The sequence below is a fragment of the Ferruginibacter sp. HRS2-29 genome (genome assembly GCF_024343615.1).
Taxonomy (GTDB): Bacteria; Bacteroidota; Bacteroidia; order Chitinophagales; family Chitinophagaceae; genus Ferruginibacter.
In genome coordinates, this window is record NZ_RJUB01000159.1 from 120,673 (window position 1) to 134,025 (window position 13,353).

At 44.9% G+C, this 13,353-nt stretch carries 10 protein-coding genes; 3 read left to right on the forward strand and 7 right to left on the reverse strand.

All coding sequences use genetic code 11. The annotated features are described in order from the left end of the window. Positions 1 to 52: 52 nt before the first annotated feature. Positions 53 to 2,002, forward strand: a complete 1,950-nt coding sequence (locus tag EGI32_RS21450; RefSeq protein ID WP_255157410.1) for an alkaline phosphatase family protein — start codon at positions 53 to 55, stop codon at positions 2,000 to 2,002. Positions 2,003 to 2,122: 120 nt separating this feature from the next. Here EGI32_RS21450 and EGI32_RS19860 read toward each other — a convergent pair whose 3' ends face one another. Continuing rightward, positions 2,123 to 2,863, reverse strand: coding sequence for a bifunctional 2-polyprenyl-6-hydroxyphenol methylase/3-demethylubiquinol 3-O-methyltransferase UbiG (locus EGI32_RS19860; protein ID WP_255157411.1), 741 nt, complete (start codon positions 2,861 to 2,863; stop codon positions 2,123 to 2,125). 270 nt (positions 2,864 to 3,133) lie between these two features. Between EGI32_RS19860 and glmM the strand changes: the two genes are divergently transcribed. After that, positions 3,134 to 4,528 carry a phosphoglucosamine mutase gene (gene glmM, locus EGI32_RS19865; protein ID WP_255157412.1) on the forward strand — a complete coding sequence of 465 codons (1,395 nt, stop codon included), beginning with the start codon at positions 3,134 to 3,136 and terminating at the stop codon, positions 4,526 to 4,528. 90 nt (positions 4,529 to 4,618) lie between these two features. After that, a complete protein-coding gene (locus EGI32_RS19870) occupies positions 4,619 to 5,746 on the forward strand; it encodes a cysteine desulfurase family protein (RefSeq protein ID WP_255157413.1) in 1,128 nt (375 codons plus the stop codon). Positions 5,747 to 5,940: 194 nt separating this feature from the next. Here EGI32_RS19870 and EGI32_RS19875 read toward each other — a convergent pair whose 3' ends face one another. From EGI32_RS19875 to EGI32_RS19900, 6 genes are all read right to left on the reverse strand, one after another. Beyond that, complete coding sequence (locus EGI32_RS19875; protein WP_255157414.1) at positions 5,941 to 6,966, reverse strand: tryptophan 2,3-dioxygenase; 1,026 nt, start codon at positions 6,964 to 6,966, stop codon at positions 5,941 to 5,943. Between the two features lie 181 nt (positions 6,967 to 7,147). Next, positions 7,148 to 7,624 carry a hypothetical protein gene (locus tag EGI32_RS19880; protein WP_255157415.1) on the reverse strand — a complete coding sequence of 159 codons (477 nt, stop codon included), beginning with the start codon at positions 7,622 to 7,624 and terminating at the stop codon, positions 7,148 to 7,150. A 146-nt stretch (positions 7,625 to 7,770) separates the two neighbouring features. After that, a complete protein-coding gene (locus EGI32_RS19885) occupies positions 7,771 to 8,532 on the reverse strand; it encodes an SDR family NAD(P)-dependent oxidoreductase (protein ID WP_255157416.1) in 762 nt (253 codons plus the stop codon). A 16-nt stretch (positions 8,533 to 8,548) separates the two neighbouring features. After that, the gene (locus EGI32_RS19890; RefSeq protein WP_255157417.1) at positions 8,549 to 11,173 is read right to left on the reverse strand and encodes a PKD domain-containing protein; all 2,625 of its coding nucleotides are present in this window, start codon (positions 11,171 to 11,173) and stop codon (positions 8,549 to 8,551) included. Positions 11,174 to 11,228: 55 nt separating this feature from the next. Further along, entirely contained in the window at positions 11,229 to 12,020 is a 792-nt protein-coding gene (locus EGI32_RS19895) for an alpha/beta fold hydrolase (RefSeq protein WP_255157418.1), read from the reverse strand. 18 nt (positions 12,021 to 12,038) lie between these two features. Then, entirely contained in the window at positions 12,039 to 13,241 is a 1,203-nt protein-coding gene (locus EGI32_RS19900; RefSeq protein WP_255157419.1) for a DUF4105 domain-containing protein, read from the reverse strand. Between the last annotated feature and the right edge of the window lie 112 nt (positions 13,242 to 13,353).

Consider the following 13,353-nt stretch of genomic DNA (forward strand, 5'->3'; position numbering starts at 1 on the left):
TTAACTTTGTCGCTCAATTCATATTTGTAAAGCTATGCTTATAAAATGGCGGGTGCCAAAAACGATTCAATGGATAGTGAAGTTGTTCTTTATCTACCTGCTGATCTTTACTGCATTCAGAGTGGCAACGGTGGTTTGTTTCAAGCCGAAGACCATACCGGTTACCGATCTGCTGCCCTCCTTCTGGCTGGGGCTGAAGTATGATCTGCGCTGGATCGCGTTCATTTTATTTCCCATCGCTTTTTTATCGCTTTTTCCAAAACTTGCTCCCTTCAGCAGCCAGCGTTCCAAAAAGGTATGGACCTTGTATCTCGGGATCATCACCTTGCTGGTGTTGTTTTTTTATGGCGCCGATTTTGGACAGTTCTCTTATATCAATGCCAGGCTGAATGCCGATGCACTCATTTTTGCCGAAGATCCCCGGGAAAGTCTCAAGATGGTCTGGCAGAGTTATCCTGTTATATGGATCCTCATCGGGCTCGTTGGAGCTGTGTTAATGATGGTGTGGATGTTCAGGCGTACGCATGTGGATGTGCATGATAAAAATGTGAACATTCACAAATTCACGTATCGCCGCAGATGGCACTTTGCCGCATTGCTGTTGCTCGGCTGGTTCATGTATGGTTTCCTTACCATCCGGCCGCTGAATTTTTTCCGCGCCTTCAGCCTCAACGATGAGTTCAAAAGCAATCTTGCACTGAACCCACTACAGAATTTTTTCACCACATTGCGTTTTCGCGATCCTGATTATAATACAAGGGCGCAGGAATATTTTCCGGTAATGAGCAATTTTCTCAACCTTAATAATGTGTGGAGTAATAAATACACACGTCTTATACATCCCGGCAGCAAAGCGCTCGAAAGCCAGCCCAATGTGGTGCTGGTCATCTGCGAAAGTTTCAGCATGTACAAAAGCAGCATGAGCGGGAATGTGCTCAACAGTACCCCGTATTTCGATTCGCTTACAAGGCAGGGTATATTTTTTGAAAAATGTTTTTCTCCTACATTCGGTACGGCACGTGGCGTATTCGCTACGCTTACCGGCATTCCTGATGTGCAGTTGAGCAAGTTCGCTACGCGTAATGAAGAGAGCGTGGGCCAGCGTATGATCATCAATGATTTTGAAGGCTATGACAAATTTTATTTTATAGGTGGAAGAAGCCAGTTCAATAACTTCAACGGGCTTGTAAAAAATATCCACGGAGTAAGGATCTATGAAGAGGGTAGTTATGAAGCGAAGCCGATCAACGTGTGGGGCATCAGTGATAAGAACCTTTTCCTGGAAGCTAACCAGGTAATGGCCAAACAGACAAAACCTTTTTTTGCCATCATCCAGACAGCCGACAACCACCGCCCATTCAATATTCCCGAAGAGGATAATGATTTTGTACAAAAAATAATTCCGGAAGAAGAGTTGCAGAAAAATGGTTTTGAATCGTTGAAGGAATACAATGCATTTGCTTATACGGATTACTGCTTCCGCCGGTTCATGGAAGCGGCGCAGAAGGAAAGGTATTTCAGTAATACCATCTTTGTATTTGTAGGCGACCATGGGGTGGAGGGAAATGCAACTGCGGTTTATCCTAAGGCCTGGACAGAGCAGCGTTTGAGCGATGAGCATGTGCCGTTGCTGTTTTATTCTCCGCTGCTTACCCCGCAAAGGCATACCGAAACGGTTTCGCAGATAGATGTGTTGCCCACCATTGCCGGCATGTTGCAGCAACCTTACACTAATTCAACATTAGGCCGTGACCTGCTCAATCCGAACAAACGCGGCAATGTGGCATTCATCATTTATCATGCCCCCGGCTGGATCGGTATCGCCAACGACGATTATTTTTACCGCAAAAACATAAGGATACAAAAAGAAGAACTGGTATCAATAAAATCAGATTCGTTGTCCATAAGCGTACAGCAACAGGACTCCATAAAGAAAGAAATGTCGAAGCTCACTTCCGCCATGTACGAAACGGCCAGGTGGATGTTGTTTAACAATAAATAGACCACGGACGACAGACCACCGACGACCGATGCATTGCCAGAATTCCACTTTTAAATTATTGCCAACTCTAAAAGAATTTCAAGTCTTGAAGAAGTACGGTTGTCCATCGTCTGTAGTCTGCTATCTCACTTTCTCAGCGATCATTATCAACCTCGGCGATTTTTTTACATCATAATTGCCAAAATTGTAATCCCCGAAAACTTCTTTTATCTGCAGGCCCTGGTAGGCGAACATATCGGTGAAATCGCCCAATGAAAACTTTGCTACTTTCTCCGTGTATATCAAAGGCTCCTGGCGGGCATCATCTTCCACTTCAATTTTTTTGTAGAAATGATGTTCATCGAACCACTTGGTGATGACAAAATTGATGTCGTCTATTTCTTTTTCTGATTTATGGATAAGATGATCTTCGGCGTAATGCACATTCAGGTAATCCATCACAAAAGTGCCGTTGGGTTTTAGGGATTGTGCAATGCTACGAATGGAATTGTCATGCTCCCTTTCGGTGCGGAAATATCCGAAACTGGTGAAAAAATTAAAAGCGAAATCGAAATAATTTATCCAGAAGGGAAGTCGCATGTCATGCGTAAAAAAATGAAGATTTTCATTTTCATGTTGTAATGCTTCGGTTATGCTGTCTTCACTGAGGTCGATGCCGGTCACGTCGAATCCCTTTGCAGATAACTGCATGGACTGGCGCCCTTTTCCGCAGGCAACATCCAGCATTTTACTGCCTTGCTGCGGATGCAGGTAATCGATCAGTTTATTGATAAATGCTGCCGCTTCTTTTTCATCGCGGTGAAAATATAACTGATGGTAATAAGGGGAATTAAACCAGTTTTTGAACCATGGACCTTTCATAAAGCAAATGTATGATGTAAGATGTTAGATGTATGATTTCTTTAGGAAGAAAAGACTTTGAATATTGGAAAAAAGCTCAATTGGAGAAACATCATACATCTAATATCTTCCATCATACATTTTTCACGCAACCGTTTGAAACGCATAAAGTGCCCCCGGATACCCTGTTTACTGCTATTTTTACCTCATTTAGTAAAGAAATCACCTTGTGGATGCAGGCACTCTCATCAACTCTTTCGTATATTTGCATCCCTTAAAAAACAGTAAAAAATGTCGTTAATAAAGAGCATTTCCGGGATACGCGGAACCATTGGCGGACAAACCAATGATAACCTTACCCCGGTAGACGTAGTGAAATTTGCCGCCGCTTACGGCACCTGGCTTCAGCAAACGAACCCGGGTAAAAGCACCAACCTGAAAGTGGTGATCGGACGTGATGGCCGCATCAGCGGAGCTATGGTAAAAAATCTCGTTGTGGCAACACTGAACGGATTGGGTATTGATGTGATTGATACGGATTACAGCACTACACCTACTGTGGAAATGGCGGTTACATTGCTGAATGCCGATGGTGGCATCATACTAACGGCCAGCCATAACCCGAAAGAATGGAACGCATTGAAACTGCTGAATAACAAAGGCGAATTCATCAGCGGCGATGAAGGGCAACTCATACTTTCCATCGCGGAACAGGAAGCGTTTTCATTTGCCACGGTAGAAAAGATAGGTGTTACTACACAGGATGTTTCTACCCTGGATGCACACATTGAAGCCGTTATCAAACATCCCCTGGTGGATGTAAAAGCGATAGCGGCAGCAGATTTTAATGTTGTGGCCGATGTGGTGAACAGTACGGGGGCTATCGCTTTGCCGGCATTGTTCAAAGCATTGGGCGTGCTGCGTTATACGATCTTATTTGAAGATGATTTTGGTAATTTCGCCCATAATCCGGAGCCCCTGCCGGATAATCTTACCGCACTCAGCAGGGAAGTGGTAGCGCAGAAGGCATCGCTGGGAATAGCGGTAGATCCGGATGTAGACAGGCTTTGTTTTGTTTGCGAAGATGGCAGCATGTTTGGCGAAGAATATACACTTGTTGCGGTAGCGGATTATATTTTGTCCAACCAAAAGGGCAATACGGTGAGCAATATGTCTTCCACCAGGGCGTTGAAAGATGTGACGGTGAAGCATGGCGGCGAGTATTTTGCCAGTGCAGTAGGTGAAGTGAATGTGGTGAATAAGATGAAAGCGGTGAAAGCGGTGATCGGCGGGGAAGGAAATGGCGGCATCATCGTACCGGAATTGCATTACGGAAGGGATGCACTGATAGGGATCGCATTGTTCCTGACACACCTGGCGAAAAGCCAGAAAAGCATCAAGCAATTAAGGCAGACCTACCCGGATTATTTCATGAGCAAAAATAAGATCCAGCTTGAGAACGGAACAGATGTAAAAACCGTATTTGACAAGATCAAAGAAAAATACAAGCATCAGCCGATCAATACCGATGATGGATTAAAGATCGAGTTTGAAACAGATTGGGTTCACCTGCGTACCAGCAATACCGAACCGATCATCCGTATCTACGCAGAAAGCAATCATGAAAATACGGCGAATAATATTGCGCTGAGATTGATGAAAGATATACAGGAAGCTATGATGTAAGATCTATGATCTTTAGAACATTATTGCAGATCATAGATCATAGATCTTACATCATAGATACTTTTAAAACCTCTAACCTAAAGAAGCAACATGAATAAGATCTATTTTGATAACGCCGCTACCACATCCCTTGACCCGGAAGTGCTGGATGCGATGATGCCTTATCTTACGGAAAAATTTGGCAATCCTTCTTCCATTTATTCTTACGGAAGGGAAACCAAGATAGCGATTGAAACGGCCAGGAAATCTGTTGCCAAAATACTGAATGCACATCCTGCAGAAATATTTTTTACCAGTGGCGGTACCGAAAGCAGCAATACCGCTATCATTGCGGCCGTGCGTGACCTTGGGTGTAAACATATCATTACTTCCCCGATTGAACATCATGCAGTATTGCATACGGTAGAACATCTGGCAAAAACCGGCCTGGTGAAACTGAGTTTTGTTCAGTTGTTGCCGAATGGCCATGTTGATCTTGATGACCTGGAAACATTGCTTGCAGGCTCGGAAGATAAAACGCTGGTATCGCTGATGCACGCCAATAACGAGATCGGAAACGTGCTCGATATTTTCGCCGTAGGCGAATTGTGCAAATTGTACAATGCCATTTTTCATAGCGATACTGTGCAGACGGTAGGTCATTTTCCAATAGATCTGCGTAAAACCCCGGTGCATTTCATCACCGGTGCGGCGCATAAATTTCATGGGCCTAAAGGGGTGGGATTGTTATACATCAATGAAAATGTACGCATCAAACCTTTCATACATGGCGGTGGACAGGAGCGTGATATGCGGGCAGGGACAGAAAACCTTTATGGCATCGTAGGTTTTGCAAAAGCATTGGAGAACGCTACAGCAAGGTATGAAGACGACAGTGCACAAATAGCTGCATTGAAACTTTACATGCACCAGCAGTTGAAAAAGAATATCCCGGGTATCGGCTTCAATGGGGATGTATTTGGCAACAGCCTCTACACCGTGCTGAGCGCTAGTTTTCCAAAAACTGAAAAATCAGAAATGATATTGTTCAACCTCGATATAGGTAATATCTGCGCCAGCGGCGGAAGCGCCTGCACTTCAGGGGCAGAGCAGGGTAGTCATGTGATAAGGGCGATCAACAATAATCCCAACCAGGTCACCGTGCGTTTCAGCTTTAGCAAATACAATACTAAAGAAGAAGTGGATACAGTGGTGGAAAAACTGAAAGAGCTCGTTTAATAGTGAATAGTGAATAGTGAATAGTGAAACCATTGAAGTTTAGAATAAAAATGCCCCGTTTTAAGCGGGGCATTTTTATTCACGATCACTTTAGCGACTGGTCAGAGGGGCAAGCTACGGCATCTTAGAAAATTCGCTGCTTTTATCACTCTTCGCTAATTCGTGTAATTCGCTGTAATTCGTGTAATAACCCCCTAAAAGTTATACCCCAGTTTCTCCGCCAATCCTTTCGGCAATTCCGGCAACTTTCTTCTGTCGATCAAAAAACTATTCAGCTGTGATATCTCTTTGAAAATGTAATGTTTGTCCATGGCTCCCTGGAGATAACCTGCGCCGGTGCTGCCTCCTGTGCCAATACGTGTTCCGATCATACGGCGAACCATATTGATGTGGCGGTAACGCCAGTTGCCCAGCTGGTTGTCGATCTCCAGCAAGGTATCCAGCAATTGAAATGGTAATTCCAGCATCGGGTAGCCGCGATACAGCATTATGAACAATGCAGAGCGGCATGCTTTCGGGGTCAATGTACGTTCTGGGTTTTCTTCTTCGGAAAAGAAAATATTTTTGAAAAAACTCAGGTTGTTTTTCTCTGCTTCCGAAAGGCTGTTGCTGTATACTTTTTCATATTCGTTCCAGAAAGAGCCACCGGTAAAAAGGCTGCTGTATTTTTCTTCTTCAGCGAAAGGCATGCGTTCGAGCCATTTGTTGATCAGTTCGATCACCGATCTTCCATCTTCCGCTTTTTGTATGGTATCGATATCTTTTTGCTGCAACTGTGAAATGTAATATTCCTGTCCATGTCTTTTTTCAAACTTTAATCCAAGCTTTGCTTCGATGATCTTGAACTGCCAGCTCTGGAAACCGGAAGCCGGCCGGAGCATATCCCTGAAATCAAGGAAATCCATCGGCGTCATCGTTTCGAGAATGTCTATCTGTTGTACCAATACTTTCAGGATCGTAACGGTGCGTTGAAGACGATGCACTACGGTTTGTAATTCGGCGGAATTGTCATTCAGCGCGGGTTTGCTCATGATATCTATCACAGAATTTACTTCAAATAAGATCTGCTTGAACCATAATTCATAAGCCTGATGAATGATGATGAAGAGCATTTCATCATGAGCCGGTTCATTACCCGGTTTATCGCTTTCGGGAAACTGTGCTTCTATTATCTTGTCCAGTTGAAGGTATTCACCATAATAGACAGGTTTATGTTGCATGCCTTTTTTTCTGCAAACTTACAGAATAAAAAACTCCGCAGGAATGCGGAGTGTACAAACTAAATTCGGGAGAGGGCAGACCACCGACCACCGAAGCTTTATGAATCTTGTGTTTTGATAAAATATCGAATACCTTAATAATTTTAACCATTATAACATGACCATCCTCTATCGTCGATGGTCATTTTGTCTTTTTCAGCAACATCACATAACCGCACAATTCTTTTTTCTTTTTCTTATTTACCTGTAAAGGCTTGATCATATGATATTCAGAAAAGCGTGGAATGTAGGAGTAGCTGATCACATTTCCATCTACATCGCCCCATTGCTTTTTCTGATAAGCCACCTGTTTTTCATTCCAGTCGAACATGCGCACTTCGTATAATTTTGAACTTATATCACCAATGAAAACGAACTGGTACCAACTCCCTTCCACCAACGGAACGATCACGGGCATTTCGTATTCGCTTTCCATGGTCATGGATGCTTCTTTTACGATCAGAAAACCTTGTTTGGCTAACTCCTGCTTGATGCTGTCCGCCTGGTGAATGATCTCCTGGTTTTTGCAGGGCATCTGGCGGATGACTTGTTGCGCCTGCGACGATAATCCTCCGAAAAGGAATAGTATGGCTAGTAGGGAGGTAAGGTGGTTTTTCATTTGTGGTTATAATAAGAATAAAGGATAGACAAGTATAGTACCAAAAAACAATTTTTCCTAGTGATTGCCAGTCATTTATTCAAGTTCCAGGGAATATTGACCATGGTCAATAGTTTCAACCTTACTATAACGTATGAAATGCCGGTTTAGTCTTTCCTGAAGAAATAATATGTGCTGGCTTGTTGTAAAGGAGTGATCACCAGGTCGTTAATACAAACATGTTTAGGCAGGCTGGCGCAATAAAAGATCGTATCCGCAATGTCTTCACCTGTCAGCGGGGTCAATCCTTTGTAAGTGGCGTTCGCTTTTGTCTCTTCTCCTTTATAGCGTACAATGGAGAATTCGGTTTCCACGGCGCCCGGATGTATGCCCGTTACTTTGATGCCATGTTTCAGCAGGTCGATCCGCATCGAACGGGTGATAGCATCTACCGCGAATTTGCTGGCGCAATACACATTCCCGTTTTCATACACTTCTTTGCCTGCAATGGAACCGATATTGATGATATGCCCTTCGCCGGTGTTTTTTATCAAAGGCAAAACTGCCCGGCTTACGTATAAAAGGCCGTCTACATTGGTATGCAGCATCGTTTCCCAGTCATCCATATCGGCTTCGTCAAAGGCTTCCCTGCCCAGGGCCAGACCGGCATTGTTGATAAGGATATGCACTTCCTGCCATTCGGCCGGCAATGCCTGTATGGAATCGAATACCGCTTTTTTATCCTGCACATCAAAACAGCAGGTGAATACATGGATGGAGAATTCGTTCTCCAGTTGTGCTTTGATAGAATCCAGTCTTTCCTGCCTTCTTCCCGTAAGTATGAGGTTATATTTTTCTTTTGCGAATCTTTCGGCGCATGCTTTTCCTATGCCGGAAGTGGCGCCAGTGATCAGAACGGTTTTTGTCATTGTTGAAATTGATTTTTTAGCGGATCAATACTACGGATCCTTTTCTCTTTATTTTTTTACCCTGGTAATCGGTGGCTTCGGCATACCATACGTACGTAGCAGCTTCCTGGCCCCGGCCGCCGAAAGTACCGTCCCAGCCGGTCCCTATCTGTGTGGTGGAGAACACCAGTTGTCCCCAGCGATTGTATACACGGAAAGATTCCAGCGAGCGTATGCCCAACGCGATAGGTTTGAAATTCGGGTTGGTGGCATCACCATTGGGCGTAAACGCGGATGGTACATACAGGTCGGGTTTTACGAGGTAAAGTTTTACATTGATCGTATCTCTTCCGATACATCCGATACTGTTTCGTATTGCCAGCGTATACTGTATATCCGCCTGCGGCGATGAAACAGGATCAGGGATGGTAGTACCCGAAAGCCAGGTGCCCGGGCTCCAGGAATAAATGCCGTTGGGGATATTGACGGTGGCGTTCAGCTGCAAAGGCTGGCCGGTTACAACAGCAGTATCCCTCGGGCCTGCGTTGGCTATTACCCTGATCACATTCACCAGTATGGTATCTTTTACAGGTTTCGGACAACCCAGTGTATCCGATACCGTCACTATATACTGGATGTTAGCGGTAGGCGCCTGCGATATGGGGTTAGCAATATCAGCGGCATTCAGGAAAAACGTGGGCGACCAGTTATAGATACTGCCACCTGTGGCATGCAGCTGCGCATTGAACCCGAAGCATATACTGGTATCTTTTCCTGCGTTCGCTTTAGGATACGGAACAGTCCTGATGACGATATCTTCTGTTTTGAAGCATTTCCCGATACGGCCGGTCACCCGGTAAGTAGTAGATGCTGCTGTAGGAGTGGCTACAGGGCTTTGCACCGTAGCACTGCTGAGCGTTGCGGCAGGCGTCCAGGTGTATTGAAGCGCATCACCATTGACCGTCAGGGTAACCTGGTCGGTGCGGCAGATAGTGGTATCCGGAATAGCTGAGAGGGTAACAAAATCTACCACGCGGATCCTTACCGAATCGGTGGCAGTACAACCGAAATTATCGCTGTAAGTAGCGTAATAAGTCGTTGTCACATCCGGGCTTACCAACGGTGTAAAGCTGTGGATGTTGCTGATCATGTAATTCGGTGTCCAGGTAATTGTGCCCGGATTGGTAGCAATGGCATTGAGCCTGAGCGTATCGATCGAGCAGATCAATGTATCGTTGGTCACGCTGAACGGAGGACTGTCTACGATCGTCACTACCTGAGAAACCGTATCGCTGCAGCCTTTGATGCTGCCTGAAGTAAGTAAAACCTTGTATTCTCCCGCCAGGGGATAAGTATACGTAGGATTTTTCAACCTGCTGGTATCGGCCTGGGTGCCGGAAACGCCAAAATCCCATTTCCATTTGTCTACGGGACCATAAGTTGCAAAACTAAGGTCGTTAAATTGCACCGGTAACCCTTTGCACATCGGGGAGTTTTGGCTGAAATCCGGAATGAATTTCGGGTATACCCGCAAAGGAGCCGTTACGGAATCCGCACATTCAGACCCCCTGTTCACCACCAGCTTGATGGTGTAAAGCCCGGTATCTGTGTAGGTATGTGTTGGATTGGCTAGATTGGAAGTATTCCCATCACCAAAATCCCACAGGAAAGTGATATTGAGCGGCGAATTATTCAGGTTTTGAAAAGTGAAAGTTGAATCTTTACAATTGGTGTAAGTAGGGTTCAGTTCCGAACCGGCAAAATCGCAGGGCGCCACCGTTACGATGAAGTCCTTGCGGTGTGTATTGATGAAGCGCCCATCCCTGTAAGAATCCACACAAACTGAAACTACATATTTTCCCGTACCCGGAGCTGTGCCCGAAATGATGCCCGTTTTAGGATCGATCGTTGCCAATGGGCCCAATGGTGTATTGCCGGTATAAGGTGCAAAATAACTTATTGGAACATAGGGTGGTGGAACAAATTCGATGAAGCCTGTATTAAATGCTCCGACCGCATTGTATGCATTGCAGAAATAATATACCAGCGAGTCACGTGGATCAGGATCTTCTGCACTGAAATCGAGCTTGAAAGCCTTGTTGTAGCAGATAACTGAAATACCGGTGCCGTAGCGGGCGCTGTTGTCCGTCAATCCGCTTATAAGGATGTTATCACCCGGGATCTGTGTGGTGTAATTGGCGCCCTGGTCACTCCCACCATTGGTGATGCCGGTTACACGGCAGCAGGTCTGGTAAGTGACGGTATAACCAGCAGCATTATTCGGCAGTTCTACGGTAAAAGAATAATCAGCCGCCTCGTATTGAAAGATTGGTTCATTCGTCAGGCAGGCGGGTTTTAAAGTGATCGGCAGGTTATTAACGAAAGAAGTTTGGGAAACAAAAAAGATAGGCCTGTTGAGGCTATTATTATCGCTGTTGAAGATCCCGATGGGAATGCTGGCAGGCAATTCTGCGCAACTTGTGGCTTGCGTACAATTTTGCCCATCCCTGAAAAGCCGGACTGTGATCCTGTAGATCTTTGAATTTGGTGCGTCACCCGGGCCTATATAATCGTAGATCACTTCACCGCCTATTATATGCTTGGCATAAGCAGCAGGCAAGCCACATATGATCAGAAGCAATATAAGCAGTGCTTTTTTCATCGTTAAGTATAAGACCGTAAAATAATCAATAATGCTGTCTTGCTCTAAAGATAATCTAGTTGTTTTGTAAAAAAATTGATAAAATACCGTTGGCTTTCTCTGTTTCCTCCAGCATTCCCATATGTGCACTGTCCCGAAGTATGTACACATACGACATTTCAGGCAGATGCGATTGTTGAAGGCTTTGTTCAAATGGTACCGCTTTATCGTGTTGCCCCATGATGAAGCCGATGGCGCCATTGAACTCCCGCAATACGTTTGTCCGGTCTGGCCGGTTGATCATGGCCGTATAATACTGGATCAATGCCTCCGGCAAAAACGAACTGCTTTTCTGCAGCAGTTCGTCCATCACCCCCTTGCTTTTACCCTGATCGTAAAACAAACCGGGTATAGTTGCTTTAAGGAACGCTTCCGCACCCTGTTCAAGTATGAAACCGATCCCTTTTTTCCTCGCTGCCACTTTTTCGGCATCATCCGCGTAAGCGCTGGAATGAAATAAGCAAAACGCGGACAACAGGGAAGGGTATTTTTCAGCAAAAGCAAGGGTGATATACCCGCCCATACTATGGCCGATCATGATGCATTGTGTGATCTGTTCATTATCCAGGATTGCCCTGATACATTCCGCGTAATCTTCCAGCGACGCATTTTCCTTCTGCAAAATTTGCGAACGTCCACTCCCCGGCAGGTCGGGGATGATGAGTTGGTAGCCTGCTTCAAAGGCAGCGGCCTGATGGTGCCATACATGGCTGTCTTCGGCAAAGCCGTGGACAAACACTACCGGTTTGCCTTTTCCTGAAATGGTGTAATGGATATCCGATCCGGAAAAAGTGATTTTTTTCAGCATGAGGTAGATTTAAGAAAACTACACGCCCGCCTGCATTTTACGGTAGCGGGCAAATGCCCTGAATAATACCAGTATTGCCACAGGCAACAACGCGTTGTTCATTTGTTGTGGTAAAAACGACCAGGAGATCAGTACCAATGTCATGCCCAAAGTAGTGAAGAGGAAATATTTTTTGACCAGTTTTTTTTTACTGTTCATGCAAAAAGCGATGATGATATGCATTGGGAATGCCCAAAGCAGGTTGTAATTTGTTTTGGTCATGCTGTGATCGGTACCAAACCACATGAAGAGCAGTAATATGCCCAGGGCGCCGGTGGTGAAAAATAACAGGCCATCAAGCACGTTCAGCAATACGCGTACTTTTTTATGGATCAGGCTGAGTGCCATGAAAAGCAGCAGAAGTATCGAAAAACAAACCATGGGCGTGAACCAGGTAAATTCAAACAGGTTGAATTTTAATTTGCTCATGCTTTTGCCAAGGGCTGAAAAGAAATTATTTTCTACCGGCAAAACATTCTGCGATGATAGCACCATTCGGGTGTTTTTCGTACTGTCGAGTGCTATCATCAGGTTGTCCGGAAGAAATTGCTGTTGAGCTGTGGTCATCACCGCATCACACGGAGCGCCGAGTAAGATATCGATGCCCAGTTTGCTCCAGTCTTTATGATTCTGATCGAGGTATTGATGGATGGCCTGGCGAAAGCGGAATTTTTCCGGCATTACCGCGGGCAATTGAGGTTTCGGCGATTTGTTTTTTACAATGAGGTCGCGTAAGCGGGTGGTGCAGTTATCAAGAAAAAAATCATATTTGTAATACCTGTTTTCTTCTTTCGCATTTTCCCGGATGGCCGCCATTACCCTTAGTTTTTCTTCGCCACTAAGATCCAATACCTGCTCGGTGATGCCCCTGTTTTCAAAAACATACTCAGCCTTGAAATCTTCAAAGGAAGACCAGCTGAGGCAATACAATAATTTTCCGCGGATGAATTTTACATAAAAGCCTTTTTCTTCGAAGTTGAACGTTCCGTAATTGAAGACCATATCGGAAACGCTGTTGCTGTCTATCACCCTCAGGGCGCTATGGCCGAAAGTACTGTAGAGTTCTTCGCCGGGTGTGCAGGTGAGCAGGGAGATGCGCAGCCGCGATGAATCCTGTGCAGAGGCCATATTTTGCATGAATGCAAAAAAAACAACTAAAATGGTCCTTGAAAAAAAACTCATAATAATGGATAATTGTATAATGGATAATGGATAATATTTTCGGAGGGGGGATTAGTTTTCTACTGGTGAAAAGACTTTCCTGAGAAAGCATTATCCATTATTCCGTTATCCA